The 25,201-nt window shown below is 69.1% G+C and carries 21 protein-coding genes; 5 read left to right on the top strand and 16 right to left on the bottom strand.

Going from position 1 to position 25,201, the window contains the following annotated elements:
- Positions 1 to 147: 147 nt before the first annotated feature.
- The gene (gene pepN, locus J7I98_RS04930) at positions 148 to 2,733 is read right to left on the bottom strand and encodes an aminopeptidase N (RefSeq protein WP_214918711.1); all 2,586 of its coding nucleotides are present in this window, start codon (positions 2,731 to 2,733) and stop codon (positions 148 to 150) included.
- Positions 2,734 to 2,867: 134 nt separating this feature from the next.
- Here pepN and J7I98_RS04925 point away from each other — a divergent pair, with 134 nt between their 5' ends.
- Entirely contained in the window at positions 2,868 to 3,524 is a 657-nt protein-coding gene (locus J7I98_RS04925; RefSeq protein WP_214918708.1) for a DsbA family protein, read from the top strand.
- A gap of 22 nt (positions 3,525 to 3,546) precedes the next feature.
- On the opposite strand, the gene J7I98_RS04920 is transcribed toward J7I98_RS04925, so the two are convergent.
- The 11 genes from J7I98_RS04920 to J7I98_RS04870 all read right to left on the bottom strand — a co-directional run bounded on the left by J7I98_RS04920 (position 3,547) and on the right by J7I98_RS04870 (position 14,802).
- Positions 3,547 to 3,762 carry a hypothetical protein gene (locus J7I98_RS04920; RefSeq protein WP_214918705.1) on the bottom strand — a complete coding sequence of 72 codons (216 nt, stop codon included), beginning with the start codon at positions 3,760 to 3,762 and terminating at the stop codon, positions 3,547 to 3,549.
- Between the two features lie 190 nt (positions 3,763 to 3,952).
- Positions 3,953 to 4,594 (bottom strand): superoxide dismutase, encoded by a 642-nt coding sequence (locus J7I98_RS04915; protein ID WP_214918702.1) that lies wholly within the window; start codon positions 4,592 to 4,594, stop codon positions 3,953 to 3,955.
- Positions 4,595 to 4,699: 105 nt separating this feature from the next.
- Positions 4,700 to 5,770: a glycerophosphodiester phosphodiesterase family protein gene (locus J7I98_RS04910; protein ID WP_214918685.1), complete on the bottom strand. Its 1,071-nt coding sequence runs from the start codon at positions 5,768 to 5,770 to the stop codon at positions 4,700 to 4,702.
- Between the two features lie 362 nt (positions 5,771 to 6,132).
- Positions 6,133 to 7,566 (bottom strand): FGGY-family carbohydrate kinase, encoded by a 1,434-nt coding sequence (locus J7I98_RS04905; protein WP_214918682.1) that lies wholly within the window; start codon positions 7,564 to 7,566, stop codon positions 6,133 to 6,135.
- A gap of 15 nt (positions 7,567 to 7,581) precedes the next feature.
- Complete coding sequence (locus J7I98_RS04900) at positions 7,582 to 8,595, bottom strand: 2-hydroxyacid dehydrogenase (protein ID WP_214918678.1); 1,014 nt, start codon at positions 8,593 to 8,595, stop codon at positions 7,582 to 7,584.
- Positions 8,592 to 9,680, bottom strand: a complete 1,089-nt coding sequence (locus J7I98_RS04895) for an ABC transporter ATP-binding protein (RefSeq protein WP_214918676.1) — start codon at positions 9,678 to 9,680, stop codon at positions 8,592 to 8,594. The genes J7I98_RS04900 and J7I98_RS04895 overlap by 4 nt, the downstream gene beginning before the upstream one ends.
- Positions 9,658 to 10,479, bottom strand: coding sequence for a DeoR/GlpR family DNA-binding transcription regulator (locus J7I98_RS04890; protein WP_214918662.1), 822 nt, complete (start codon positions 10,477 to 10,479; stop codon positions 9,658 to 9,660). Before J7I98_RS04890 ends, J7I98_RS04895 begins: the two co-directional genes overlap by 23 nt.
- Positions 10,476 to 11,585: an ABC transporter ATP-binding protein gene (locus J7I98_RS04885; RefSeq protein ID WP_214918659.1), complete on the bottom strand. Its 1,110-nt coding sequence runs from the start codon at positions 11,583 to 11,585 to the stop codon at positions 10,476 to 10,478. The genes J7I98_RS04890 and J7I98_RS04885 overlap by 4 nt, the downstream gene beginning before the upstream one ends.
- Positions 11,585 to 12,415, bottom strand: a complete 831-nt coding sequence (locus tag J7I98_RS04880; protein WP_214918656.1) for a carbohydrate ABC transporter permease — start codon at positions 12,413 to 12,415, stop codon at positions 11,585 to 11,587. The genes J7I98_RS04885 and J7I98_RS04880 overlap by 1 nt, the downstream gene beginning before the upstream one ends.
- Positions 12,412 to 13,371 (bottom strand): carbohydrate ABC transporter permease, encoded by a 960-nt coding sequence (locus J7I98_RS04875; protein ID WP_251020100.1) that lies wholly within the window; start codon positions 13,369 to 13,371, stop codon positions 12,412 to 12,414. Before J7I98_RS04875 ends, J7I98_RS04880 begins: the two co-directional genes overlap by 4 nt.
- 6 nt (positions 13,372 to 13,377) lie before the next feature.
- The gene (locus J7I98_RS04870) at positions 13,378 to 14,802 is read right to left on the bottom strand and encodes a sugar ABC transporter substrate-binding protein (RefSeq protein WP_214918652.1); all 1,425 of its coding nucleotides are present in this window, start codon (positions 14,800 to 14,802) and stop codon (positions 13,378 to 13,380) included.
- A 165-nt stretch (positions 14,803 to 14,967) separates the two neighbouring features.
- Here J7I98_RS04870 and J7I98_RS04865 point away from each other — a divergent pair, with 165 nt between their 5' ends.
- Positions 14,968 to 16,395: an FGGY-family carbohydrate kinase gene (locus J7I98_RS04865; protein WP_214919153.1), complete on the top strand. Its 1,428-nt coding sequence runs from the start codon at positions 14,968 to 14,970 to the stop codon at positions 16,393 to 16,395.
- Positions 16,386 to 17,018 (top strand): histidine phosphatase family protein, encoded by a 633-nt coding sequence (locus tag J7I98_RS04860; RefSeq protein ID WP_374225073.1) that lies wholly within the window; start codon positions 16,386 to 16,388, stop codon positions 17,016 to 17,018. Before J7I98_RS04865 ends, J7I98_RS04860 begins: the two co-directional genes overlap by 10 nt.
- On the opposite strand, the gene J7I98_RS04855 is transcribed toward J7I98_RS04860, so the two are convergent.
- Both J7I98_RS04855 and J7I98_RS04850 read right to left on the bottom strand, forming a co-directional pair.
- The gene (locus J7I98_RS04855; protein WP_214918645.1) at positions 16,999 to 18,468 is read right to left on the bottom strand and encodes an amino acid permease; all 1,470 of its coding nucleotides are present in this window, start codon (positions 18,466 to 18,468) and stop codon (positions 16,999 to 17,001) included. The genes J7I98_RS04860 and J7I98_RS04855 overlap by 20 nt on opposite strands.
- A 118-nt stretch (positions 18,469 to 18,586) precedes the next feature.
- Entirely contained in the window at positions 18,587 to 19,960 is a 1,374-nt protein-coding gene (locus J7I98_RS04850; protein ID WP_214918642.1) for an amino acid permease, read from the bottom strand.
- A 304-nt stretch (positions 19,961 to 20,264) separates the two neighbouring features.
- Here J7I98_RS04850 and J7I98_RS04845 point away from each other — a divergent pair, with 304 nt between their 5' ends.
- Positions 20,265 to 20,867, top strand: a complete 603-nt coding sequence (locus J7I98_RS04845; protein ID WP_214918639.1) for a biotin transporter BioY — start codon at positions 20,265 to 20,267, stop codon at positions 20,865 to 20,867.
- An 89-nt stretch (positions 20,868 to 20,956) separates the two neighbouring features.
- Here the strand turns inward: J7I98_RS04845 and J7I98_RS04840 are convergent, their stop codons facing one another.
- Positions 20,957 to 21,700 carry a hypothetical protein gene (locus J7I98_RS04840; protein WP_214918636.1) on the bottom strand — a complete coding sequence of 248 codons (744 nt, stop codon included), beginning with the start codon at positions 21,698 to 21,700 and terminating at the stop codon, positions 20,957 to 20,959.
- A 257-nt stretch (positions 21,701 to 21,957) separates the two neighbouring features.
- Here J7I98_RS04840 and J7I98_RS04835 point away from each other — a divergent pair, with 257 nt between their 5' ends.
- Positions 21,958 to 23,601 (top strand): serine/threonine-protein kinase, encoded by a 1,644-nt coding sequence (locus tag J7I98_RS04835; protein ID WP_251020099.1) that lies wholly within the window; start codon positions 21,958 to 21,960, stop codon positions 23,599 to 23,601.
- Here J7I98_RS04835 and J7I98_RS04830 read toward each other — a convergent pair.
- A complete protein-coding gene (locus J7I98_RS04830; protein ID WP_214918630.1) occupies positions 23,565 to 25,034 on the bottom strand; it encodes an amino acid permease in 1,470 nt (489 codons plus the stop codon). The two genes, J7I98_RS04835 and J7I98_RS04830, sit on opposite strands and share 37 nt — an antisense overlap.
- Between the last annotated feature and the right edge of the window lie 167 nt (positions 25,035 to 25,201).

The following is a 25,201-nucleotide window of genomic DNA, read 5'->3' as shown; positions in this document are numbered from 1 at the left end:
CGACTGCCGAAAAGGCAACCCGCCAAACAGTCGAACGCCCCCCGGGGCTCGCCCCGGGGGCGGGGGAACGAAGTCCCTGATTCCGCCCCCGGGAGGCGCTCCGTCACGAGTCCGCAGCGGTGCCGGTGCTCAAGCGGTGCCCAGGGTTCAGGCGGCCGCCGCTGCCCTGTCGCACTCCTGTCCGCGCAGCGTCCGCGCCAAGTCGTCCCGCGCCTCCAGCACCAGCCGCCGCAACGCCGGCGCCGCGTCCTTGTGGGCGGTCAGCCATGCGTCCGTCGCGTCCAGCGTGCCCTGGTTGTCCTGGAGTCCCGGGAACAGCCCGGACACCACGTCCATCCCGATCTGGATCGACCGCTCGGCCCAGACCCGCTCGATCGCGTCGAAGTACTTCGACGCGTACGGCGCGATCAGCTCCCGCTGCCCCGCCTGCACAAAGCCGTCGATCGTGGCCACAACCAGCGCGTTCGACAGTGCGTCCGACTCGACGACCGCCGCCCACGCCTGCGCCTTGACCGCCGCCGAAGGACGCGACGCAAGGCACCGCACCTGGTGCCGCTTGCCTGACGCCGTGTCGTCGCGCGCCAGCTCCGCGTTGATCACGGCCTCGTCCGCCACGCCGTGCGAAGCGAGCGGACTCAGGAACGCCCAGCGCAGCTCCTGGTCGACGTCAAGGCCGTCGATCTTCGCGCTGCCGTCCAGGAGCCCCTGGAGCAGCTGGAAGTCGGCCGGCTCGGTGGCGGTCGCGGCAAAGAACCGCGCCCACGTGAGCTGGTTCTCGCTTCCGGGCTCGGCGAGCCGCAGCTCCCGCAGCGCACCCTCCGCGAGCGCTCGCCCGCCCTCCTCGCGCCACTCGGGAGCGGCGTAGTGCGTAAGGGCCGACCGCGACCACGCGTGCAGCATCTGGAGCACCCCGATGTCGCTCTCGCGCCCGGCGAACCGCAAGACCAGATCAACGAAGTCCCGGGCCGGCATCAGCGCGTCCCGCGTCATGTTCCACAGTGCCGACCAGCACAGCGCCCGCGCCAGCGGATCCGTCAGCTCACCGAGGTGCGCACGCAGCGTGGCGAGCGACTCGGCATCGAAGCGGATCTTGCAGTACGTGAGGTCGTCGTCGTTGACGAGCACCAGCTCCGGCTTCTCGCTGCCCGCGAGCTCCGCCACGACGGTACGCGGCCCGGCGACATCGACCTCCGCCCGCGCATACCGCACCAGCGCCCCGCCCACGCTCTCGCGCCGGTACAGCCCCACCGCCACCCGGTGCGGCCGCAGCTCGGGGTGACTGGGCGCCGCCTCCTGGAGCACCGCCAGCTCGGTGATCCGCCCGGCAGCGTCATAAATAACCTGCGGAGTAAGGGAGTTGACCCCAGCCGTCTGGAGCCACGCCCGCGACCATGTGGCCAGATCGCGTCCCGAGGTCTCCTCCAGCACCGTCAGCAGATCATCGAGCCGGGTGTTCCCGTATGCGTGCCGCTTGAAGTACCGACGGGCGCCCTCCATGAAGGCGTCCTTCCCGGCGTACGCGACGAGCTGCTTCAGTACGGACGCACCCTTGGCGTACGTAATCCCGTCGAAGTTGAGCTTCGCGTCTTCCAGGTCGTGGATGTCGGCCGTGATCGGATGGGTGGAAGGAAGCTGGTCGGCCCGGTACGCCCACGCCTTGCGGTTGTTGGCGAAGGTGATCCACCCATTGGTGAAGCGCGTCGCCTCCACCATCGAATACGACCCCATGAAGTCCGCGAACGACTCCTTCAGCCACAGGTCGTCCCACCACTCCATGGTGACGAGGTCGCCGAACCACATGTGCGCCATCTCGTGCAGGATGACGTTGGCCCGGCGCTCGTACGACGCCTGCGTCACCTTGCCGCGGAAGATGAATTCCTCGCGGAAGGTCACGCAGCCCGGGTTCTCCATGGCGCCGATGTTGTACTCGGGCACGAAGGCCTGGTCGTACTTCCCGAAGGGGTACGGGTAGTCGAAGTTGTCGTGGAAGAAGTCGAGCCCCTGCTTCGTGACCGTGAAGATGTCGTCGGCGTCGAAGTGCCGGGCGAGCCCCTTGCGGCACATGGCGCCGAGCGGAATCTCAAGCTCCGTGCCGTCACCGAACGTCCGCCGGTACACATCGGTCTCGTAGTGGTACGGCCCGGCGACGAAAGCGGTGATATAGGTCGAAATGGGCCTGGTCTCGGCGAACCGCCACACCCCGTCCACCAGCACGCCCACGCCGTTGCTCCACGCGGTCCAGCCCTCAGGCGTGGTGACCTCGAACCGGAACGGTGCCTTCAGGTCCGGCTGTTCGAAGTTCGCGAAGACGCGGCGCGCATCGGCCGGCTCGTACTGCGTGTACAGATAGACCTCGCCGTCCTCCGGATCGACGAAGCGGTGCATGCCCTCGCCCGTCCGGCTGTACGCACACTGCGCGTCCACGACGAGCACATTCGAACCGGCGGCCAGTCCGGCCACTGCGACCCGGGAACCGTCGAAGACGGCGGCCGGATCCAGCAGCTCGCCGTTCAGTGTGACGGTCGTCACTGAATCCGCCAGCAGATCAACGAAGGTGGCCGCGCCGGCCCGCGCGCACTGGAAGCGGATCGTCGTCACCGAACGGAAAGTGCGCGCCCCCTCCCCGGCTTCCCCGACAGCCGATCGCAGGTCGAGGGCTACTTCGTACCCGTCGACGGACAGCAGCTCGGCCCGCTCGCGGGCCTCGTCGCGGGACAGATTCTCACCGGGCACGGGCACTCCTTCGTGTCTCGTCCGAACGTTCCGATCCTCCCATGCGGCACTGACACCCGGCATCGCGGGAATGCGCCGATCAAGCAGCGGCGTTGCCACGGACAAGTTGCGCACGCTTCCTCATGAGGAGAGACATGCCCGAGAACGCCCGGACCGAGACGCAGACCACCACCACGGCCGATTTCTGGTTCGACCCGCTCTGCCCTTGGGCCTGGATGACTTCGCGCTGGATGCTGGAGGTCGAGAAGGTCCGTGACATCGAGGTCCGCTGGCACGTCATGAGCCTGGCCGTACTGAACGAGGACAAGCTCGACGAGCTGCCCGAGCAGTACCGCGAACTGCTCGGCCCCAAGGGCTGGCGCCCGGTGCGCGTGGTGACCGCGGCCCAGCAGCTGCACGGGGACGAGGTCGTCGGCAAGCTCTACACCGCGCTCGGCACCCGGTTCCACAACAAGGGCGAGGGCTCGACCCTCGAGGCGATAGCCGGCGCGCTGGCCGACGCGGACCTCCCCGCCGACCTGATCGAGTACGCCGACAAGGACACGTACGACGCGGAGGTGCGCGCCTCGCACAAGGTGGGCATAGACAAGGTCGGCCAGGAGGTGGGCACTCCGGTCATATCGGTCCCCGGCGCGAACGGCGACGAGGTCGCCTTCTTCGGCCCGGTAGTCACCCCGGCCCCCAAGGGTGACGCGGCGGCCCGCCTCTGGGACGGCACGCTGCTGGTGGCGTCGACCCCGGGCTTCTACGAGATCAAGCGCACGCGCACCGAGGGCCCGATCTTCGACTGACGGGGTGGCGGAGGGCCGTGCCCTAGTGGTGCGGCGGGACGCGGAGCGGCGGGGTGAAAGGGCGCTTGTCCCAGCCCGTGCGCAGGTTCCGGCAGCCCTCTCTCACACACATGATGTACGCGTCGACGTTCCTCGCGTGGATCTGGCCCTTGAGCCAGGTCTTCTCCGAGCTGCTCAGTTGCCGGTGCTGCTCCGTCGAGTCGCAGGTCTCGCAGTAGTACGGCTTGTTGTTCGCCATGCTGCCCTCTCGCGTCAGGAGCTCGCGAGCATATGCCCGCCCGGGCGGGCAACGGCAGAACGAAACGCGCAGAAACAGACAGTTGGCCCCCGCGAGTCACGTCCTCGCGGGGGCCTCCTGTTTTTAACCACCCGCCCCGGTGAAAGTTGAGAAGACGATCACGAGGCAGGGCGTGTGCGGTCCCGCAGCGCTACGGGACGAGCAGCAGGTTGTTCGCGCGCACCTTCGCCGAGGCGTAACGCTTCGCGACGTCCTGCCAGTTGACGACCTTCCACATCGCCTCGATGAAGTCCACCTTCTGGTTCTTGTACTGAAGGTAGAAGGCGTGCTCCCAGGCGTCGAAGACCAGGATCGGGACCGACCCCTGGCCCACATTCCCCTGGTGGTCGTAGATCTGCTCGACGATGAGGCGGCCGCTGACCGGCTCGTACGCGAGAACGCCCCAGCCGGAGCCCTGGGTGGTCGCGGAGGCCTTGGTCAGCTGGGCCTTGAACTTGGCGAAGGACCCGAACGACTCGGCGATCGCGTCCGCGAGCTCGCCCACGCCGTCCTCCGCCAGGGGCTCGCCGCCGCCGTCGCCGGTCATGTTGTGCCAGTAGATGGAGTGCAGGATGTGGCCGGAGAGATGAAAAGCGAGATTCTTCTCCAGGCCGTTGATGGCACCCCAGGACTCCTTGTCGCGCGCCTCTTCGAGCTGCTCAAGGGTGTCGTTCGCGCCCTTCACGTAGGCCGCGTGGTGCTTGTCGTGGTGCAGCTCGATGATCTGCGGGTTGATGACGGGTTCGAGGGCCGCGTAGTCGTAAGGAAGTTCAGGAAGTGTGTAAATGGCCATGATCCGAGCCCTCCGACTGCTTATTGCGACTGATGTGCAAGTGCAGGCTAGCAGCAGGAGGGGTCGGAGTTGATCAGGCGTTGGTCCTAGGACCCGCTCCGGGTCCTACCCCGCGGCCGCGTCCCTGGCGATCACCGCGAGGTCCGGGAAGTCCGTCACGACTGCGTCCACCCCGAGCCCGAAATGCAGGGCGTACTCCGCGAACGCGTCACCGAAGTCGTTGGGCGCGGTGCCGCGCCGGAACTGGGCGGGCAGGAACTGGTTCTCGCAGCGGAAGGTGTACGCCCCGACCTCCAGCCCCGCGGCGTGCGCGTCCGCGAGCAGCGGCGAAGGGGCGACGACGGAGGACTTGTCCGGGCCGATCCAGTCGGCGTACTCCGCGATCCGGCGCAGACCTGCCGGCGTCATCATTTCCTTGTACGTCGCCGGGTGGCCGTACGGCCCGCCGGTGGTGCCGAGCGCCTGCCAGAGGGGGAGGCGCAGGCGGGCCTCCGCGATCCGGGTCAGGCTCGACGGCTCGAAGGACTGGACGATGCACTCGTGGGCGTCGAGGTGGTTGCGGCGGATGACGCGGACGAGTTCCGGTTCGAGGGGGAGGCCGATCGAACGGAAGTAGGTGGGGTGCTTCGTTTCGGGGAACACGGCGATCGTGCGCCCGTACCGCTTCGACAACTTCCTTGCCAGGTCGACGACTTCCTGGAATGTCATGATGTCGAGCCGGCCGTCGAAGGCTGTGTTCCTGTTTCTTACGAGCGGCAGGCGCTCCACGGCACGCAGCGTCTTGAGCTCGGCGAGCGTGAAGTCCTCCGTGAACCAGCCGGTGACGGAGCGGCCGTCCACGGTCTTCGTCGTGCGACGGGCGGCGAATTCGGGGTGCTGCGCTACGTCCGTGGTCCCGGATATCTCGTTCTCGTGTCGTACGACGAGGACGTGGTCCTTGGTCGGTACGAGATCGGGCTCGATCCAGTCGGCGCCGGTCTGGACGGCGTGCGTGTACGAGGCGGCCGTGTGCTCGGGACGCCAGCCGGCTGCGCCGCGGTGGCCGATGACGACGGGGCGGTTGCGTTGTGGTTGTTGCCGGGGTGCGGCGGAGGCGCCTGCGACGGGCAGTGCGGATGCGGCGGTTGCGGCGCCGGCGGCGAGGAGTACGGAGCGGCGTCTTGGCTGTGCGGGCATGTAACTCTCCCTGGCTGAGGCGGATATGAGTGGGCGGCGCATGCACGATAGGCGAGGCCGGACGGGTTCGGGTGGCGCGTGCGCGCCCCTTTCACGCAGTGGCCGATCGGTGGCCACGCGGGGTTCACCCGGCGCACCGGGGTGGGGGCGGACGGCTTGTTCCCCCACCCCGCCCCTTCCCGGCTGTGACATGTGCGGCTGCCGCCGGCGGGGGCTCCGCCCGGACCCCGGTCCTCAACTCCCCCAAGGACTACGTGCAGGGTGGACGCCCAGGCTGAGAGATCAGCAAAGCGGGAAGAATGGGGTCTCCCCTGCTCGAACGAAGTTGAGAGCTTGGGGAAGGGTAGGGGAAAAGGCGCCGGTCACCGATGCGCCCGCGCACGCGCCCGCGTCCTCGCATGCGCCAGCTCCGCCAAGTGCTTCGCGTAGCCCACCCCGTAGCGCTCCGCCCGCGCCCCGTCCGGCTCCACCACCGTCGTCGGCTGCGTCCATGCCGCCACGTCCAGCGGCACCCCGTACCGTTCCGCCGCCGCCAGAACCGCGCCCCGCGCGCCCACCTCGCCCTCGACCACGCGCAGCGGGCGGCCCAGTACATCGGCGAACAGGCGCATCCACGCCGGGGAGCGCGTACCGCCACCGCACACCGCCAGGTCGCCCGTGAGGCCCGCCGCCTCCAGGCAGTGGCGCGCGGCGTACGCGATGCCCTCGCACGTGGCGCGGACCAGGTCGCCCTTCGTGGTCTCCAGGGACACCCCCGTGAGCTCCGCCCGCAGACGCGGTTCCACGAACGGGGCGCGTTCGCCCGAGGGTGCGAAGTAGGGGAGGACCTCAACCCCGTTCGACCCCGGCGGCGTCGCGTCCAGCAGCGCGTCGACGTCCGCGTGCTGTACGCCCGTTGTGTTCAGCACCCAGTCGAGCGCCGCCGTGCCGACCATGGCCGGCATGGCGCGCAGCCACTGGCCGGGGCCGTCGGTCGAGATGTAGAGGCCGGCCGGTTCGCCCTCCAGGTCGAGTACGTCCGTCGCGACGAGCGAGGCCAGGCAGGTGCCGATGATGAGCAGTCCGTCGCCGGGCCGCGTCACCCCCGCCCCGAGCGCGCACGCGGGCAGGTCGTACGGGCCGTCCGCGATCCGGGTGCCGGGCGGCAGACCGGGGCCGTCCGTCTCGCCCACCGCGACCGGGTCGCTGACCGGGGGCAGCAGGCCCCGCCGGTGGCCGAGGCCCAGCAGAGCCAGGGTCTCGTCGTCGTACGTCCGCGTCCGCGGGTCCAGGAACGGCATGGACGCGTCCGACACGTCCGTGGCCCGCACCCCCGTAAGGCGCCGGAAGACCATGTCCTTGCAGTACAGGGCGGTGGCGGCCGCGTCCAGCGCCTTCGGCTCGTGCCGGTCCAGCCACCCCAGCACAGGTCCCGGACACCCCGGGAACATCGCACTGCCCGTACGCCGGAACACCGACGTAAAGACGCCCGACTCCATCCACTGGCTGAGGAGTTCGTGCGCCCGGCCGTCCATCCACGAGATCGCGGGCCGCACCGGACGGCCCTCCTCGTCCACCAGCCACACCCCGTCGCCCTGCCCCGTGAGCCCGGCCAGCTCGACAGGGCCGTCCAGCCCCGCCGTCAGCGCCGCCAGGACGTCCACGACCGCCGCGTACACCTCGTCCATGTCCTGCTCGACGAACCCGTCGCGGATGTCGAGCGCGACCGGTCGCGCCTGGACGGCGATCTGCCGCCCGTGCGCGTCGAACGCGGCCGCCTTCACCATGGACGTGCCCACATCGATACCGACGTACATCCCGGTCCGGCCTCCTCAGGTCAGGCAGTGCGCGAGTGGGGTTCCTGCGGCGTACCTGGCCACCTCGGCCGCCGCGATGCGCGCCGCTTTCTCGGCGACCTGGCGGCTCGCGCCGCCCAGGTGCGGCGTCATGACGACACCCGGCACGCCCCGCAGCCGCGCCCCGGCGGGCAGCGGCTCCTGCTCGTACGTGTCCAGGGCGGCCGCCGCCAACTGACCGCTGTCCAGCGCGTCGCACAGCGCATCCGTGTCGACCAGACCGCCTCGCGCCACGTTGACCAGTACGGACGAGCGCGGCATCAGAGCGAGCTCCCGGGCGCCGATCAGACCCCGCGTCTCCTCCGTCAGGCGCGCATGCAGCGTCACCACCCGCGACCGCGACAGCAGCTCGTCGAGCGAGGCGACCCGTAGGCCGTGCACATCGCCGCGCACATACGGGTCGTACACCTCCACCTCCGCACCGAACGCGCACAGCACCCGCGCGACCCGGCTGCCCACGGCGCCGTAACCGATCAGGCCGACGCGGGTGTCTTCGAGCTCGGGCCCGCACCGCTCGTACGTGTAGTACGAGCCGTCCCAGAGGCCCTGCCGGGCGAGCGAGTCGTGGGTCTCCGGGATGCGGCGCATCGCGGCCAGCATCATCCCGACCGTGAACTCGGCCGTCGCGGCGGCGTTCCGTCCCGGCGCGAAGCACACCTTCACGCCGCGCTTGCGGGCCGCCTCGACGTTGACGTTGACCGGGCCGCCGCGGCAGACGACGACGAGCCGCAGGTCGGGAGCGGAGTCGAGCACCCGCTCCGTGAACGGCGCCATCTGGGTCACGCACACCTCGACGCCCTGGAGCGCCTTGATCAGCTCGTCCTCCGAGTTGCTGGCCTCGTCGACCTCGGCGACCTTGCCGAAAGGTTCCAGCGGCCAGGGGAGGGTGAGCTCGGTCAGTTCGACGGGCGTGCCGGTCATGGCGGAGGCCAGGGCGTCGCCGATCAGTGGGTTGAGGACGAAGTGGTCACCGGCGGCCAGGACTTTCATCGCAGGGCATCTCCTGTCTCGGCGTCGAAGACGTGCGTGAGCTGCGGGTCTGCGGTCACCCGCACGGTCTCGTCCCGGTCGAGGCGTACCTCGGGACCGGTCTGTACGACGAGGGGCTCGGCCACCCCGTCGAGGGCGAGGGTGGCGATCCCCGCTTCGAGCAAGGGCTCGTGCGCGCTGACCCGGGCCGGCACGCCGGGCGCCCCGTCCTCCGCCAGGCGCAGGTCCTCGGGCCTTATGCCGAGGACGACCTCGCGCCCGGCCTCCAGCCGTACCCCCGCCGGAACTGCCAGCCGTACGTCGTCCGAGAGCCGCACCCGCCCGTCGTCCTCGACGACACCTGGCAGCAGGTTGATCGCGGGCTCCCCGACGAAGTCGGCGACGAAGAGGTTCGCCGGGCTGTCGTAGATCTCGTACGGCGTACCGAGCTGCTGGATCACGCCGTCCTTCATCACCGCGATCCGGTCGGCGAGCGACAGCGCCTCCTCCTGGTCGTGCGTGACCAGGATGGTGGTGTGCCCCAGGTCCTTCTGGATGCGTTTGAGTTCGCGCCGCGTCGTGTCGCGCTGCGCCGCGTCCAGATGGGACAGGGGCTCGTCGAGCAGCAGTACGTCGGGCTCGCGGATCAGCGCGCGGGCCAGCGCCACCCGCTGCTTCTGGCCGCTCGAAAGCCCGCCCGGCCTGGCGTCGAGGATGTCGGTCAGGCCGATCCGCTCGGCCATGTCCCGTACGCGCGAGGCCACTTCCTTGCGCGGCCTGCGGCGCGCGGCGAGCCCGAAGCCCAGGTTGTCGGCGACCGTCAGCGGCGGGTAGAGGGCGTAATTCTCGAAGGCGACCCCGATGTTGCGCTGCTGGGCCGGGACGGTCACCACCGAGGAGCCGCCGACGAGGATGTCCCCGCCGGTCACCGGCTCCAGGCCCGCGATCATGCGCAGGGTGGTGGACTTGCCGCAGCCGGACGGGCCGAGCAGGCCGAGCAGCTCACCGGAGTGCAGCTCCAGGTCGATGCCGCGTACGGCCCGGACCTGGGGTCTGCCCCGGGAGGCATAGGTCTTGCGCAGCTCACGCAGCGCCAATTCGGTCATTGCCGGGCCCTCCCGTCGCCGTCGCGCACACCTCGTACGGGACTTTGTGTTCGTCGAGGTCGCGCAGCAGTTCCGCCGACGCCCCGTCGTCGACCAGCACCAGGTCGAAGCGGGACAGCGGGGCGAGGCGGTGGAGTGCGACGCGGCCGAGCTTGGAGTGGTCGAGCAGCAGCACGTTCTTCGCGGCGGAGTCGAGCATGGCCCGCTTGACGGAGACGATGTGCTGCTCCTGGTGGTAGGCGAAGCCGCCGGAGACCGCGGACGTCGACGTGAAGCAGATGTCGACCTGGAGGAGCTGTACGGCCTCCATGCAGGAGACGCCCAGGAAGGAAGAGTGAAGGGGGTCGTAGTCGCCGCCGAGCGCCATCAGGTGGATGCCGCGCTCACTCGACAGCAGGGTCAGCGCTTCGAGGAAGTTCGTGACCACGGTCAGCGGAGTGATCGGGCCGAGCCGGCGCGCTATCTCCAGGGTCGAGGTGGAGTCGTCGAGCATCACGGCCATGCCGGGCTCTATGAGCTTCAGCGCGTGCTCGGCGACAGCGGCCTTCTCGGCGCGCATCGTCTTGAGGCGGTACGCGACGTTCGATTCGAAGACGCCGGACGGCTGGGCGGTGACCCCGCCCCTGAACTTCCGGACCAGGCCCTGCCGTTCGAGCTCGTCGAGGTCCCGGTGGATGGTCATCAGGCTGACGTCGAAGCGCTCGGCCAGCTCGGCGGCGGTCGCCGAGCCCGCCGCGAGCACCTGTTCGGCGATGGCTGCCTGGCGGGGTGCGGGGCCGCGCTGCTGGTCGCTGTTCATTCGGTGATCCTTCGTCCTGGTCGGTCCGGCCCGTCGGCCTCGAACAGCAGCAGGCTCTCAGGCCGTACGGACAGCCTCACCGGCGCATCCGGCCGCAGCCCGGCGGCGTCCGCGCGCGGCACGACCAGGGACAGGTGCTGCTCGCCGAGGCGGACGGTGACCTCGGTGGCGCGGCCCAGGACTTCGGTGATGTAGACGGTGCCCGCCAGTTCGATGCTGCCGGGCCCGAGACCGGATCCGCCGAGCGTCAGGTCGCGCGGTCTGACCCCGATCTGTACAGGCGTGCCGGGTGCGGCGGACCGTACCGTCAGCGGCACCTCGAAGAAGCCGTCCTCCGACAGGAAGGAGCCGTCGCGGGTGACCGTGCCCGGCAGCAGGTTGATGCGGGGTTTGCCGAAGGAGCGGGCGACGAAGGTGTCGTACGGCTGGTGCCAGATCTCCTCGCGTACGCCCGTCTGGACGATCCTGCCCTCCCTGATCACCCCGATCCGGTCACCGAGTGCCAGCGCCTCCACCGAGTCGTGCGTGACGTACAGGGTGGTGGTGCGCCGGACGGCGCCGATGGCCTTCAGCTCGGCGCGCATCGCCTGCCGGAGCTTGGCGTCGAGGTGGGACAGCGGCTCGTCGAGGAGGAAGGCGCGGGCCGGGCGCACCAGGACCCGGCCGAGGGCGACGCGCTGGCGCTGCCCGTTGGAGAGCTGGCCGACGGGGCGGTCGAGGAGGCCGTCGATGCCGAGGAGTTCGGCGATGGAACCGATCCGCTTGCGCGCCTCGGCTGCGGGGAGCTTGTACTTGGGAGAGCGCAGCGGGGACGCGAGGTTGTCGTACGCGCTGCGGTGCGGGTAGAGGGCGTACGACTCGAAGCACATCGCGACGCCCCGGTCGTACGGCTCGACGCCCGTCATGTCCGTGCCGTCGAGCCACACCGTCCCGGACTGGGGCTCCTCCAGGCCGGCGACGGTCTTCAGCGTCGTGGTCTTCCCGGCACCCGACGGGCCGAGCAGGCAGAAGAACTCGCCCTCCTCGACGTCGAGTTCCAGGCCGTCGAGTGCGGTGTTTTTGCCGTACGTCTTGTGGATCCCGCGCAGCGAGATGGCTGCTGTCATCAGGACTTCACCGCCCCGAAGGAGAGCCCGCGCACCAGATAGCGCTGGATGGTGAGGGCGAGGAGGAGCGGCGGGATCACGGAGACCAGCGCCGCGGCAGCTGTCAGGTTGTACTTGGGGCGGTCGCCGCCGAGGAAGGACAGGGCGCCGACGGTGACCGTCTGCGCCTCGGAGGAAGTGAGGATCAGGGGGAAGACGAAGTTGTTCCAGGCGAAGATGAAGGCGAGCAGCGAGACCGCGGCGATGCCCGGCTTGACCAGGGGCAGCGCGACCTTGAAGAAGGCCTGTTTCCTCGTGTAGCCGTCGAGCAGCGCGGCCTGTTCCAGCTCCGGGGAGAGGTCGGAGAAGTACGAGCGCATGATCCAGACGATCAGCGGCAGCGTGACGAGCTGGAGCACCCAGATCATGCCGACGTACGTGTCGAAGAGTCCGAACTTCTGGTAGAGCACGAACAGCGGGATGATCACGGTGAGTTCGGGCGCGAACCGGAAGGACAGCAGGGTGAACATGAGGTTCTCCGAGCCCCGGAACCGCCACCGGGCCGCGGCATAGGCGGCAGGCAGCCCGATCACCAGCGACAGCGCGACGGCCCCCAGCGACACGACCAGGCTGTTGACGAAGAAACGGAGGAAGGGCACACCCTCGTCGTTGCCCGCTCCGAGCACGGTCTTGTACGAATCGAAGGTCGGCGAGAAGGAGAAGTACGTACTGAACAGCTCGTTGGCCGGCTTCAGCGACAGAATGATCATCCAGGCGATCGGAAAGAGCGCGAAGACGAAGTAGAGAATCAACGCACCGTCGGCTGCGATCGCCAGCATCCTGCGTTTCATTTCGGTACCTCCGCCGCCCGGTTCTGGATCGTGCCGAGATACCGGACCAGCACCATCGTCACCAGGTAGACCACCGCCCACAGCACGATCATGTAGCTGATCCCGAACGAGTACCGCTGGAAGCGGATCGCCTCCAGGTACGCCCGGATCTGGAGCACCACGGTCGAGTCACCCGGCCCGCCCTCCGTCAGGGCATAGATGATGTCGAAGACCTTCAGCGAGTCCATGAACCGGAAGATCACCGCCACCAGGACGTACGGCCAAAGCATCGGCAGCGTCAGCTTCCGGAACGTGAACCACCACCCGGCCCCGTCCACCGCCGCCGCCTCGAACGGCGACACGGGCAGCGACCGCAGTCCGGCCAGCGCCAGGATCGCCACGAACGGCGTATAGACCCACACATCCACCGCGATCGACGAGAGCAGCGCGCCGGCCGGGGTGTCCGTCCACTGCACGCCCCCGAGCCCGAAGGGCTTCAGCAGGTAGTTGATGACGCCGACACTCGGCTGGAGCATCAGCTTCCACATGATCGCGGCGATCACGGGCGCGATCATCAGCGGCAGGATGAGGATCTTCTCCAGTACGCGCCCGACCAGCGTCGAGCGGTGCAGCAGCAGCGCCACCGCGACCCCGAGCACCGTCTCGACGGCCGCCGCGCCCACGGCGTACAGCACCGTCACCCACGCCGAGTTCCAGAACGACGTCTCGGTGAAGATGCGCCGGTAGTTCTCCAGGCCGACCATGTCGGGCTGCGGCTTGCTCGCCGCGAAGTCGAAGAACGTGTAGAAGAGGCCGAGCCCGAAGGGGTACAGGATCCCGCCGGTGAGCAGCAGCGCGGGCACGATCAGCAGATACGGCCGCAGCGAACGCCGCCAGCGCGGTACGGCCCGCGCCGGCGGCCCACCCCCCTCGTGTGAGGCCGCCCCGTGGTCGGTCTCCTTGAGGGACGTATACATGAAGCGTCACCCAACCTTCGGCGCCAGGTCGTTGGCCAGGCCGTTCAGCACGGACTTGGCGCTCTTGCCGCCGTAGATCTCCTGGAGCGACGCCGCCCAGCTGGTCGTCGCGTCGAAGAACTGTTCCTGCGGCGTGAACTGGATCTTCGTCTGGTCGACGACCGTCTCGAAGGTCTCGATGAAGCCCTCCAGGTCCTTCATCTTGTCCTTGTACGCCGCGTCCTGACTGACCGACTTGCGCACCGGGTCGATGTGGTTGCCCTCGATCGCCGCCTTGCGCAGATGCTCCTTGCCGGTCGCCCACTGGAGGAACAGCCAGGCCGCGTGCTTGTTCTTGCTCTTGGCGTTCATGCCGAGCGACCAGATCCACATGTTCGTGGCGAGCGACCCGTCCGGCCCCTTCGGCCCCGGGTGGAAGGCGATCTTCCCGGAGGCGGGCGACGCGCCCTTCACCGCTTGGAAGTACGCGGCCGTATCGGCGTCGAAGAGCATCCCGGCCTTCTTCGCGCCGAGGTCGCTGGAGCACTGGTACCAGGTGTACGACGTCCAGGACGGCGGGCCGCCCTTCTTGATCATCTCGGCCCAGTCCTGGGTGAAGGAGATGGCCTCCGGGCTGTTCATGGCGGGCGTGATCCTGCCGCCGTCGACGGTGAAGTCCTTGAGCCCGTAGCGCGAGTACATGGTCATGAAACCGGGGTGGATCGTCGCCCAGCTCCGCGAGCCGCGCACCGCCACGCCGTACATCCCGTCGTAGCCCGCCCCCGGCGCCTTGCGTTTGATGGCGCCGGAGATCTCACGGAGCTCGTCGAAGGTCTCGGCGGGCTTCAGCCCAAGCTTCTTGAAGACCTCGGTGTTGTACGCGACGACGTTCGTCTCCCAGCCCCACGGCAGCGCGTACTGCCCGCCCTGCCCGAGCGGGGCGCCCGCCTTGAGCGACCACTGGTCGGCCTGGAGGAGATTGGGGAAGAAGTCACCCTGGTCCCACTCGCCGCCCGTCGCTGAGGAGTTGCTCATCCACGGGCCGAGATCCTCCAGCCAGCCGGGCGGCCCGTACTGCCAGACCATGTACGCGCCGAGCATGAAGATGTCGTACGACGCGCGGCCGCTGGAGAGGTCGACGGTCAGCTTGTCGAAGTAGTTGTCCTCGGGGAAGACGTCGTACTCGACCTTGATGCCGGTCTTCGCCGTGAAGGACTTCAGGTCGGCGATCAGCGCATCCGTGTACGGGTGCTTGTTCAGCAGCGCCTTGACCGTCTTGCCCTTGGCCTTCTTCCAGTCGAAGGAGCCGGTGACGTCGTCCGCCGCCGATCCGCCGCCCTTCGTGCTCTCGTCGCCGCCGAAGCCCGTACCGCAGGCGCTCAGCAGCGGAGTGGCGGAAGCGGCCGCCGTAAGAGCGAGGAACCGCCGCCGGTCGTGTACGCGCATGTCCATCCCGACCTCCGTAACAGGATCAGCCGACTGGTTAACAGAGCTTGGAACAGGGGAACTTGCGCGTCAATCCCTCGCGCAACGGAATATCTCGGTGCACAGTGAGAACTTCACAGATGAAGACGATATGCGCGGGAGGATCGTGTGCGGTCCGACGACACGGCATGGATGGGCATCGACCTGGGTACGCAGAGCGTCCGGGCGATGGTCGCCACCACCCACGGACACATCCTGGGCAGCGGCTCCGCCCCGCTGACCGGCCGGCGCAGCGGTGTGCGCCACGAGCAGGAACCGTCCGACTGGTGGGCGGCCGTCTGCACCGCCGCCCGCGCCGCCCTCACCGGCGTACAGGCACGCAGACTCCATGCCCTCGCAGTCTGCTCCACTTCCGGCACCGTGCTGCTCACCGACACGTACGGCCATCCGCTGACACCCGGTCTGATGTACGACGACGGGCGTGCCGCACCCGAGGCCGACGAGGCCGGTGTGCCGCCGAGCTGGGGCCTGGCGAAGGCCCTCTGGCTGACCCGGCGGCGCGATGGAACCGGGCCGCCCGTACGCCTCGCCCACCAGGCCGACACGGTGACCGCCCGGCTCACCGGCGGCCCGGTCGCCACCGACTCCAGCCACGCCCTCAAGACGGGCTACGACCTGGAACGCGACACCTGGCCCGCCGAGGCGATGGAAATGCTCGGCCTGGCCCCGGACCTGTTCCCCGAGGTCGTACGCCCCGGAACCCGCCTGGGCAAGGTCGCCGACGCCGCCTCCCGCGAGACCGGCATCCCCGCGGGCACCCTCGTCGTCGCCGGAATGACCGACGGCTGCGCCGCCCAGATCGCCTCCGGCGCCCTGCGCATCGGCTCCTGGAACTCCGTACTCGGCACCACCCTCGTCCTCAAGGGCGTTGCCGCCGACCCGGTCCACGACAGCTCCGGCATCGTCTACAACCACCGCTCCCCGGACGGCAAGTGGCTCCCCGGCGGCGCCTCCAGCGTCGGCGCCGGCGCCCTCACCGCCGCCTTCCCCGGCGCCGACCCGGCCCGCCTCGACCGCCTCGCAGCCCACCACGAGCCGTCCGTCGCGCTCGCCTACCCGCTGGCCTCGCACGGCGAACGCTTCCCCTTCCGCGCCCCGGACGCCACCGCGTTCGTACTCGACGGCGGTACGTCGGAAGGCGACCGGTGGGCGGCGCTGCTCCAGGGCGTCGGTTACGCCGAACGGCTGTGCCTGGACTACCTCCACTATCTGGGAGCGCCCGTCGAAGGCCCGCTGACCTTCACCGGAGGCGCGGCGCGCAGCGCGTACTGGAACCGGCTGCGCGCCGACATCCTGGGCCGCCCGGCCCGTATCCCCGAACAGACCGAACCGGCGCTCGGCATGGCGGTCCTGGCCGCGCACGGGGCGGGGGGCACGGGCGACCTGGCCGGGGCGGCGGAGGCCATGGTCCGCATCCGCGAGGTGCTCCAGCCACGCCCGGAGCGCACGGCGGCCTTCGCGGAGCCGTACGCCCGTATCGTCGGGGAACTGGAGCGGCGCGGCTGGCTTCCGGAGCCCGTCGCGGCGCACGCCCTGGCCCGTCTGGAGACATCCTCGTGAGTACGAATGCGAGTACGAGTACGACGCTGCTGCTTGCCCGTCACGGCCAGACCGTCTGGCACGCCGAGAACCGCTACGCCGGGACCAGCGACGTAGCCCTGACCGAGATCGGCCGCAGGCAGGCCGAGGCGCTGGGGGAGTGGGTGGCCAGGCATCCCGTCGACGCGGTGTGGACGTCCACGGTGCTGCGGGCCATCGAGACCGCCGAACCCGCATGCCGTGCGCTCGGGCTCGCAGCGCACCGTGACCACGAGCTGCGAGAGTGCCACTACGGCGTGATGGAGGGTCGTACGCTCGGCGAATTCGCCGCCGAGAAGCCCGAGTTGGCCGAGGCCTTCCGCGCCGATCCGGTCGCGAACGCCTTTCCGGACGCGGAGGACCCCCGGGCCGTGGCGGCCAGGGGGTCCGATGCAATGCGCCGTATCGCCCGGGAGCACGAGGGGGAGCGGGTACTGGTGGTTGCCCACAACACCCTGCTGCGGCTCGTGCTCTGCGAGCTGCTCGGCATTCCGCTGAGGGACTACCGGAGGGTCTTCCCGCAGTTGCGCAACGCGGCGGTGAGCGAGGTGCGCATCAGCGGGAAGGACACCGCGCTGATCTCGCTCAATCTTCCGTGTTCGTGACGGCCTTGGCGGACCGGGACCGCTGGAGTGCGAAACCGGCGATCGCGAGGGCCACGGTCAGACCGCCCGTCCAGTACAGCTGCAGACGGGTGCCCTCCTCACGGGCCATCAGGACGAAGATGGCGGCCATGCCGGCGAGCGCGACCCAGGTCAGGACCGGGTAGGCCCACATCTTCACGACCAGCGTCTCGGGCGCCTCGCGCTCGGTGCGGCGGCGCAGCAGCAGCTGGGAGACGGCGATGAAGATCCAGACGACCAGGATCACCGCGCCGATCATGTTGAGCAGCCACTGGAAGATGTCGTTCGGCCGCCAGTAGCTGAGCAGCACGCAGCCGAAGCCGAAGACGGAGGACACCAGTACGGCGATGCGCGGGACGCCGCCGAAGACCTGGCCCAGCGCCTTCGGACCCTGGCCGCGGGCGACCAGCGAGCAGGCCATGCGGGAGGCGCCGTAGACGTTGGCGTTCATCGCGGAGAGCAGGGCTACCAGCACGACCACGTTCATGATCTGGCCGGCGGCGGGGATGCCCAGGTGGTCGAGGGTGGCGACGTACGGGCCCTTGGTGACGACCGCCTTGTCGTTCCACGGGACGAGGGTGACGATGACCGCCATGGAGCCGATGTAGAAGATCGCGATGCGCCACATCGCCGTACGCACGGCGCTGGCGACGCCCTTGACCGGGCTCTCGGACTCGGCCGCGGCGATGGTGACCGTCTCCAGGCCGCCGTACGCGAAGACCGAAGCGAGCAGACCGACGATCAGGCCCTCGGAGCCGTTCGGTAGGAAGCCGCCCGCGCCGGTGAGGTTGGCGGTGCCGGGGGCGGGGGCGTCGGAGCCGGGCAGGAGGCCCAGGATCGCGAGGGCGCCGATGCCCAGGAAGAGCGCGATCGCGCCGACCTTGAGGGCGGCGAACCAGAACTCGAACTCGCCGAAGTTCTTCACGGCGGCCAGGTTCGTACCGCAGAAGACCAGCATGAAGAGGGCGACCCAGGCCCACTCGGGTGTGTCCGGCATCCACGCGACCATGATCTTCGCGGCGCCGATGCCTTCGAGGCCGACGGCCACGCAGAGCAGGAACCAGAAGGACCAGCCGGCGGTGAAGCCCGCCCACGGGCCGATCGCCCGCTCGGCGTGCACGGAGAAGGAGCCGGAGGCCGGGTTGGCCGCGGACATCTCGCCGAGCATGCGCATCACGAGCATGACGAGCAGCCCGGATATCGCATAGGAGACGACGATCGAAGGACCGGCGGCGGCGATGCCGGCACCCGACCCGACGAAGAGTCCCGCGCCGATGACACCGCCGAGGGCGATCATCGACAGATGGCGTTGCTTGAGTCCGTGAGTGAGCGGCGAGTCGACTGTGTTCTCGACTCTGTTCTCGCCGTTGTTCTCTACGGGCTCGACGGCGGCGGCGTCCTCGATGGGCGTCGGCGCGGAAGACCGAGACATGGGCATGCCCTGTTCAGTAGCTGAGACGGGGGAGCAGAGCCCACAGTCTGAAGAAATGCCCCGCTCACAGGGAACACCTGACCGCTATACGGACACTACGTTCACACATGGTGAACGATCACGCACGCTTCGAACACCATTCCCTCACGACTGCCACCAGCAGCACCGCGCCGGTGGCCGCCGCCGACCACAGCAACTGAGGCCGCGCGGCATCGTCGGTGAGCATCAGCAGCAGTACGCCGACGAGCCCGGCCAGGGTGACCCAGCTCAGCCAGGGGAAGCCCCACATCTTGAGGACGAGCAGCTCCGGCGACTCGCGCTCGATGCGCCGCCGCAGGCGCAACTGCGAGGCGACGATCAGGCCCCACACGAACAGCAGCACCGCGCCGACGGCGTTGAGCATGTAGAGGAAGACGCTGTCGGGCCACTTGAGATTGAGGAGTACGGAGACGAACCCGAAGGCCACGGAGGCGAGCACCGCACGGCGCGGTACGCCGCCGCCCTCGCCGCCCGACACCTTGAGCAGGCCCTTCGGCGCCTCGCCGCGCTCGGCCAGCGAGAAGATCATGCGCGAGGACCCGTACAGATTGGCGTTGAGCGCGGACAGCAGTGCCACGAACACCACGATGTTCATGATCTGCCCGGCGGACGGGATGCCGATGGCGTCCAGCACGGCGACGTACGGACTGAATCCCGCCTTCTGCGCGGTCCAGGGCAGCACGGTCACGATGACCAGCATCGAACCGACGTAGAAGAAGAGGATGCGCCACACCGCAGCGCGCACCGCGCGGGCCACGTTGCGGGCCGGATCGTCGGTCTCGGCGGCGGCGATCGTGACGACCTCCAGGCCGCCGAAGGCGAAGACGACGGTGAGTACGCCGGAGACGACGCCTTCCCAGCCGTGGGGGAGAAAACCGCCCTGCCCGGTGAGGTTGGTGAAACCGACCGGGGAGGTGTCGGGCAGCACTCCGAAGACGGCCAGTACCCCCAGCCCCAGGAACAGCACAATCGCGCCGACCTTGAGAGCGGCGAACCAGAATTCGAACTCACCGAAGTTCTTCACGGCGGCAAGGTTGGCCCCGGTGAAGACCACCATGAAGATCAGCACCCAGGTCCACTGCGCGACATCGGGCACCCAGCCGTGCGCGATCTGCGCGGCGGCGGTCGCCTCCACGGCGAGCACCACGACGAGCAGGAACCAGTACAGCCAGCCGACGCTGAACCCGGCCCAGCGCCCGAGCGCACGCTCCGCGTGCACCGAGAAGGAACCGGACGCGGGCATGGCGGCGGACATCTCGCCGAGCATCCGCATCACCAGCATCGCGAGTGCGCCCGCGATCAGATACGAGATGACAATGCCGGGTCCCGCGACCGCGATACCGGCACCCGAGCCGACGAAAAGCCCGGCACCGATCACTCCGCCGAGGCCGAGCATCGTGAGGTGTCGCCGCTTCAGCCCATGGGCAAGGGGCTCGGCCGGATCGTCGTGCATGCTGCTCGCAACTCTAGGAACTTCAGCGGATCATTTATGAAGACCCCACAGTCTCGCCGAGCATGCCCCTTATCCGCAAAATGGCCGTGCACTCCTGTGACCTCAGTGACGCGCATCACGCATTCTCAGGATTGCCTCTGCCTCTTTGTGTGAACCCCACCAAACGGTCAACCGCCACTTTGTCGGCGGCTGATGGTGATCGCGCGTTAACTCCTGAGCTAACGTCACGTTGTCCTTCCCTGCCTCCACCTCCACCTTCAGTCCAGTCCTTCCTCAACCCGAACCTGCAACCTGCGGAGTCCCGATGAGCACTGCTGCCGCCCCCGTCCGTTCCGGAGCGGTCCTCGCCGACCTGCTGCCTTCCGCCTCCACCGCCACGCGTGCCTTCGCCCGCGACGCGGCCCTGGTGCTCGGCGGCGCGGCGCTCACCGGCATAGCGGCCCAGATCGCGGTGCCCGTCCCCGGCTCCCCGGTTCCGGTCACCGGCCAGACCTTCGCGGCCCTGCTGGTCGGCACGGCCGTCGGCGCCCGCCGCGGCTTCCTCTCCCTCGCGGTGTACGCCGTGATCGGCATGGCCGGGATGCCGTGGTTCGCGGGCGGCACGTCGGGCGCGGGCGGCGCGTCCTTCGGCTACATCCTCGGCATGCTGCTGGCCGCCACGGTGGTCGGTGCGCTGGCCCGCCGCGGCGGTGACCGCTCGGTGCTGCGCACGGCCGGGACGATGGTGCTGGGCTCGGCGGTCATCTACGCCGTGGGCGTGCCGTACCTGGCGCTGTCGACCGGCATGTCGCTGAGCGCGGCGGTGGCGGCCGGCCTGGTTCCGTTCCTGATCGGCGACGCGCTGAAGGCGGCGCTGGCGATGGGGGCGCTGCCGGCGGCGTGGAAGCTGGTGGGCGACCGGGGCTGAGCCCGGCCGTAAGCACGACGAGAGGCCCGCACCTGCAAGGCAGGCGCGGGCCTTCGCGCGTTCTGCTCGGCCTCTTCTGCCGGCGTCTTCTACTTGGCGTCGGCCCGGCTGCGAGTCGACCACCACGCCCCGGCGCCGCCCGCGGCGAGCAGCAGTACTCCGGCCAGGCCCAGCGGCAGCGTGCCGTCGTACGGGCCGGTCGACGGCAGGTCTTCGGCGGGCTCGGACGACCGGCCGCCGGGACCGAACGGCGTGTTGTCGGTGCCGAGGAGGAGAGGGGTGTCGGGGGCGTTCGGTGTCGGGTGGGACGCGCCGAAGGCGACGGGCCCCTGCTGCCACAGCAGCTCCTTGCTGCTTCCCTTCGTCACGGGCAGGCAGATCTTGCCGGTCTTCTGGAGGTCGAAGGTCGCGGTGACGGCGTACGAACGGTCCTTGCCCGCCGCGACGTTGTCGATGACGCAGGCGAAACCGCTGTTGGAACCCTTGGGCAGCCGGTTCCCGGGAATCGGTGAACAGCCCTCAACGGCGGTTATCCGCATACCGTCGAAGCCGACGACGGCCATGGTGATCGGACCGGTGTCCTTCTTCCCCTGGTTGAGCACCTTCGCGGACAGCTCCGTCTTCTCCGACGTGTTGTCGACCGTGATGCGTTCGGGCAGCTCGGTGGTGACCTTCACGTCGGCTTGGGCAGCGGCTGCCGGACCTGGCTTTCCCCCTTTGCTGCTGCCGGGCGCGGGTTCGTCCGCGGCCGATGCGCTGAACGGCAAAAACAGCACGGCCGCCATGGCGGTCGCCGTCATTGATCCAGCGGTTTTGGTCTTCGATGCGTGCATTTCCCATCCCCCTTGCCGTGCAGGGCGTTTCGCTACTTGAAGAGGTACCACAAGATTTCACGCAACTATGCTGTGATAGTGGGAAGTTCACGCTTCTGTCCTGGCCGCAGCGGGTGCTGAGGGGGAGGACTCCAATGCCGGGAATATCGAGGAAGTCCGGGTCAACGGGGAAGCCGGTGCCGCCGGGAATGCCGGGCACCCCGGGTTTATTGGTCGCCGGGCGTTATCGCCTGGGCGAAACAATAGGCCAGGGGGGAATGGGGCGTGTGTGGCGTGCGTTCGACGAAATCCTGGACCGCCGTGTCGCCGTAAAGGAAATGCGGATGGACGGCCTCGACGCGGAGGACAGCAGGATCCGCCGCGAACGCACACTGCGCGAGGCGCGCGCGACCGCCAGGATCGACCACCCCAATGTGGTCAGGGTGTACGACGTGGCGGAGGAGAACGACCGCCTGTGGATCGTGATGGAGCTCGTCGACTCGCGTTCCCTGGAACAAACCCTGGCAGAAGAAGGCCCGTTGTCCCCGCAGGAGGCGGCGAGAATCGGCATGGGCCTGGTGGCGGCGCTGAGAGAAGTCCACACGGTAGGAGTCCTGCACCGCGACATCAAGCCGGGCAATGTGCTGCTCGGCCGGGCGGGCAGGGTGGTCCTGACGGACTTCGGCATCGCGGCGATCCAGGACACGAAGGCGCTGACGATGGCGGGGATGCTGGTCGGCTCACCCGACTACATGGCCCCCGAGCGGGTGGGCGGCCGCCCCCAGGGCCCGCCGTCGGACCTGTGGTCCCTGGGCGCGACACTGTGCGCGGCGGTGGCGGGCCATTCCCCCTTCTCCCGCCCGACGACCCTGGCAACACTGCACGCGGTGCTGTACGAGGAGCCCGTACTCCCGCCAGAGGCGGGCCAGTTGACCCCGGTACTGGCAGCACTACTGGTCAAGGACCCGGCACTGCGCCCGGACCTGAACGCCTTGCATGCGGCGCTGGAGGCGATCGAGTCGGCAGAGGCGGCTGCGCCGGGGCGTGGCGGGTCGGAGCTCCAGGAAGGGCCGCCTCGCGGCGTGGCGGAGGCCCTGGACGTGCTGCCGCGCGGCGCGTCCGAGGCCCCGGACACGCCGCGCGGCTTGGCGGAGCCCCCGCAGGAGCCCCTTGATTCGCCGCGGCGTGGCCTGGCGGAGTCCCCTGGGGGGCTGCCCGTGCCGGGCGCGGATTCGGGGCGTACGCCTGCGGGGAGTCGTAACGCCGCCCAGGCCACCGTTACCGCCGCCGCCCCGGCCGTCCCGCGCCCGCCCCGCTTCCGTAAGCCCACGAGCCACGCACTCGTCGCGGCCGTACTCGCCGCCGCTGCGGTCGTCGCCACCGTCATGGTCCTGATCGCCCGCGACCGTGGCGGCGACCCGGTCGGGAGGACGACACGTACGCCCGCCCCGGCCTCGACCTCCGCCCCCACCGTTGCCGGGACTTCCCGGCCCCCCACCGCGCCGCCCGGCACCCGCAGCGAGACCGGGTTCGCCTGGGCGCCGCCCAAGGCGTGGACCCGTAGCGCCAAAAGCCCGTCCAACGTCCACTACCACTCGCCCGCCGGACAACAAGAAATCGCCGCCTCGTACGCACTCGTACGCGGCGGCGATCTCCTCGCCCAATGGCAGCAGTTCGAACGGGACTCCCAGGACGTCCCCGGCTACAGCAAGGTGCGCCTGGAGCGCACCACCTTCCAGCAGCGGCCCGCCATCGTCTGGGAGTACCTGTTCACGCAGGGCGGCGAGCCCTGGCGGGCCCGTCAGCTCGGCTTCAATGCCGGCGGCAAGTCGTACCAGCTCAACATCTGGTACGCCGCCGGCACCCGGACCGAAGCCCTGCGTATTTACGACACGGTGGCCGAATCCTTCACACCACTCTGATCCTGCTGCTCCTTGTCCCGGCGGAGCTTCTCGCGGACCAGGGCGATACCGACCACGACCGCCGCGACCAGCAGCGACAGCAGCACCTGCTCGCGCGCCGCGTCGTCGTACGCCATGTAGACGATCACAAACGTGATCACACCGGCCGTCGCCCACGTCAGGTACGGGAAGAGCCACATCTTCACGATGAGCTTCTCCGGCGCCTCGCGCAGGATGATCCCGCGCATCCGCAGCTGCGTGAAGCAGATGACCAGCCACACGAACAGCGCAACCGCACCCGACGAGTTCAGCAGGAACGCGAACACCGTGTCCGGCCACTTGTAGTTGAAGAAGACGGCGACGAAGCCGAAGGCGACCGACGACAGGATCGCGGCGCGCGGGACGCCCTGCGCGTTCGTACGGGCGAACGCCTTCGGCGCGTCACCGCGCTTGCCGAGCGAGAACGCCATGCGCGAGGCGGTGTAGAGGCCGGAGTTCAGGCACGACAGAACCGCCGTCAGCACGATGACGTTCATGATCTGACCCGCGTGCGGGATACCGATCGAGTTCAGCGCGGCGACGTACGAGCCGTCCTTGACGATCGACTTGTCGTTCCACGGCAGCAGCGTCAGCACGACGAAGATCGAACCGAGGTAGAAGACACCGATACGCCAGATCACGCTGTTGGTCGCCTTGGTCACGGCCCGCTGCGGGTCCGCCGACTCACCGGCCGCCAGCGTGACGATCTCGCTGCCCATGAAGGAGAAGACGACCATCAGTACGCCGGTCAGGATCGCGCCCGGCCCCTCGGGGAAGAATCCACCGCTGTCCGTCAGATGCGCGAAGCCCGCCCCCGGGTTGTCCGAGCCCGGCAGCACGCCGAAGACAGCGAGCAGACCGATGATGACGAAGCCGCCGATCGCGACGACCTTGATCCCGGCGAACCAGAACTCGAATTCGCCGTACGAAGCGACCGAAGCGAGGTTCGTGGCGGTCAGCACGACCATCACGATCAGTGCCCAGCCCCACTGCGGTACGGCCGGTATCCAGCCCTCCAGGATCTTCGCGCCCGCGGTCGCCTCGACCGCCAGCACCACGACCCAGAAGAACCAGTAGAGCCAGCCGATCGAGAACCCGGCCCAGCGCCCGAGCGCTCGGTCCGCGTACGCCGAGAAGGATCCGGACGTCGGGTTCGCCGCGGACATCTCGCCGAGCATCCGCATCACGAAGACGACCAGCGCGCCGACGAGTGCGTACGACAGCAGAATCGCGGGACCGGCGGCTGCGATGCCGCCGCTCGATCCGACGAAGAGGCCGGCGCCGATGACGCCGCCGATGGCGATCATGGACAAATGGCGGTTTTTGAGACCGGCCTGGAGACCGTCGGAGGGCTGCGAATTCCCGGGTTCTACGGGGTTCTCGCCTGCCTTCGCAAGGGTCGGCTGCGCGTTCATGCACAATCCTTAGCTTCTCGGGTCACTCGGGTCACGAGCCCACGCATTCAAACGCGACATGTCTCTGGACGGAAGAGCCGACTCCGGATCGTTGTACAGCGAGCGAATTTCCGAGTGCGGAGGCGACGCGGAACCGGCGGCGGACCCGACCCGGAACGCGACCCCGA

Origin of the sequence: Streptomyces sp. ISL-98 (genome assembly GCF_018614055.1) — a bacterium.
In the GTDB taxonomy this organism is placed as follows: domain Bacteria; phylum Actinomycetota; class Actinomycetes; order Streptomycetales; family Streptomycetaceae; genus Streptomyces; species Streptomyces spiramyceticus.
This window is presented reverse-complemented; position numbering and strand designations above follow the sequence as displayed.

Excerpts from the sequence above, each read along its gene's own strand:
- J7I98_RS04925 (WP_214918708.1), top strand. The coding sequence starts at position 2,868 with ATGCCCGAGAACGCCCGGACCGAGACGCAGACCACCACCACGGCCGAT.
- J7I98_RS04920 (WP_214918705.1), bottom strand. The coding sequence starts at position 3,762 with ATGGCGAACAACAAGCCGTACTACTGCGAGACCTGCGACTCGACGGAG.
- J7I98_RS04915 (WP_214918702.1), bottom strand. The coding sequence starts at position 4,594 with ATGGCCATTTACACACTTCCTGAACTTCCTTACGACTACGCGGCCCTC.
- J7I98_RS04910 (WP_214918685.1), bottom strand. The coding sequence starts at position 5,770 with ATGCCCGCACAGCCAAGACGCCGCTCCGTACTCCTCGCCGCCGGCGCC.
- J7I98_RS04905 (WP_214918682.1), bottom strand. The coding sequence starts at position 7,566 with ATGTACGTCGGTATCGATGTGGGCACGTCCATGGTGAAGGCGGCCGCG.
- J7I98_RS04900 (WP_214918678.1), bottom strand. The coding sequence starts at position 8,595 with ATGAAAGTCCTGGCCGCCGGTGACCACTTCGTCCTCAACCCACTGATC.
- J7I98_RS04895 (WP_214918676.1), bottom strand. The coding sequence starts at position 9,680 with ATGACCGAATTGGCGCTGCGTGAGCTGCGCAAGACCTATGCCTCCCGG.
- J7I98_RS04890 (WP_214918662.1), bottom strand. The coding sequence starts at position 10,479 with ATGAACAGCGACCAGCAGCGCGGCCCCGCACCCCGCCAGGCAGCCATC.
- J7I98_RS04885 (WP_214918659.1), bottom strand. The coding sequence starts at position 11,585 with ATGACAGCAGCCATCTCGCTGCGCGGGATCCACAAGACGTACGGCAAA.
- J7I98_RS04880 (WP_214918656.1), bottom strand. The coding sequence starts at position 12,415 with ATGAAACGCAGGATGCTGGCGATCGCAGCCGACGGTGCGTTGATTCTC.
- J7I98_RS04875 (WP_251020100.1), bottom strand. The coding sequence starts at position 13,371 with ATGTATACGTCCCTCAAGGAGACCGACCACGGGGCGGCCTCACACGAG.
- J7I98_RS04870 (WP_214918652.1), bottom strand. The coding sequence starts at position 14,802 with ATGGACATGCGCGTACACGACCGGCGGCGGTTCCTCGCTCTTACGGCG.
- J7I98_RS04865 (WP_214919153.1), top strand. The coding sequence starts at position 14,968 with ATGGGCATCGACCTGGGTACGCAGAGCGTCCGGGCGATGGTCGCCACC.
- J7I98_RS04855 (WP_214918645.1), bottom strand. The coding sequence starts at position 18,468 with ATGTCTCGGTCTTCCGCGCCGACGCCCATCGAGGACGCCGCCGCCGTC.
- J7I98_RS04850 (WP_214918642.1), bottom strand. The coding sequence starts at position 19,960 with ATGCACGACGATCCGGCCGAGCCCCTTGCCCATGGGCTGAAGCGGCGA.
- J7I98_RS04845 (WP_214918639.1), top strand. The coding sequence starts at position 20,265 with ATGAGCACTGCTGCCGCCCCCGTCCGTTCCGGAGCGGTCCTCGCCGAC.
- J7I98_RS04840 (WP_214918636.1), bottom strand. The coding sequence starts at position 21,700 with ATGCACGCATCGAAGACCAAAACCGCTGGATCAATGACGGCGACCGCC.
- J7I98_RS04835 (WP_251020099.1), top strand. The coding sequence starts at position 21,958 with ATGGGGCGTGTGTGGCGTGCGTTCGACGAAATCCTGGACCGCCGTGTC.
- J7I98_RS04830 (WP_214918630.1), bottom strand. The coding sequence starts at position 25,034 with ATGAACGCGCAGCCGACCCTTGCGAAGGCAGGCGAGAACCCCGTAGAA.